Source organism: Paraferrimonas haliotis, from assembly GCF_002282895.1.
Taxonomy (GTDB): domain Bacteria; phylum Pseudomonadota; class Gammaproteobacteria; order Enterobacterales; family Shewanellaceae; genus Paraferrimonas; species Paraferrimonas haliotis.
This window is the reverse complement of sequence record NZ_NRRB01000017.1, coordinates 1-1,268: the sequence shown is the minus strand read 5'-3', so window position 1 is coordinate 1,268 and position 1,268 is coordinate 1. Positions and strand designations below refer to the sequence as shown.

Here is a 1,268-nt window from a genome sequence, read left to right as displayed (position 1 = left end):
CAAGCCAGACCCATGTGGGTTGTATGGTTAAGTGACTAAGCGTATACGGTGGATGCCTAGGCAATCAGAGGCGATGAAGGACGTGTTAATCTGCGATAAGCTGTGACGAGTCGATAAAAGGCTTTGACTCACAGATTTCCGAATGGGGAAACCCACTGGCATAAGTCAGTATCTTGCAATGAATACATAGTTGTAAGAGGCGAACCCGGGGAACTGAAACATCTAAGTACCCGGAGGAAAAGAAATCAACCGAGATTCCCCTAGTAGCGGCGAGCGAACGGGGATTAGCCCTTAAGTACTTTGGAAGTTAGTGGAACAAGTTGGAAAGCTTGGCGATACAGGGTGATAGCCCCGTACATGAAAACGACCTTAGTGTGAAATCGAGTAGGACGGGACACGTGATATCTTGTCTGAACATGGGGGGACCATCCTCCAAGGCTAAATACTCCTGATTGACCGATAGTGAACCAGTACCGTGAGGGAAAGGCGAAAAGAACCCCTGTGAGGGGAGTGAAATAGAACCTGAAACCGTATACGTACAAGCAGTGGGAGCGGTACTTGATACCGTGACTGCGTACCTTTTGTATAATGGGTCAGCGACTTACGTTTTGTAGCAAGGTTAACCGATAGGGGAGCCGTAGAGAAATCGAGTCTTAACTGGGCGAATAGTTGCAAGGCGTAGACCCGAAACCCGGTGATCTATCCATGGGCAGGTTGAAGGTGCCGTAACAGGTACTGGAGGACCGAACCGACTAATGTTGAAAAATTAGCGGATGACTTGTGGATAGGGGTGAAAGGCCAATCAAACCGGGAGATAGCTGGTTCTCCTCGAAAGCTATTTAGGTAGCGCCTCGCGTCTCACCATTGGGGGTAGAGCACTGTTAAGGCTAGGGGGTCATCCCGACTTACCAACCCTTTGCAAACTCCGAATACCAATGAGTGCAATCGCGGGAGACACACGGCGGGTGCTAACGTCCGTCGTGGAAAGGGAAACAACCCAGACCGTCAGCTAAGGTCCCAAAGTGTATGTTAAGTGGGAAACGATGTGGGAAGGCTTAGACAGCTAGGATGTTGGCTTAGAAGCAGCCATCATTTAAAGAAAGCGTAATAGCTCACTAGTCGAGTCGGCCTGCGCGGAAGATTTAACGGGGCTAAACATACCACCGAAGCTACGGATGCATAGCTTGCTATGCATGGTAGAGGAGCGTTCTGTAAGCCGTTGAAGGCGAAGGGGTAACCCACGCTGGAGGTATCAGAAGTGCGAATGC

Annotated in this window: 1 rRNA gene; it reads left to right on the top strand. The window is 49.9% G+C overall.

Going from position 1 to position 1,268, the window contains the following annotated elements:
- Positions 1-25: 25 nt before the first annotated feature.
- Positions 26-1,268: ribosomal RNA gene (locus tag CLC91_RS14840) — 23S ribosomal RNA — on the top strand; the annotation flags it as partial.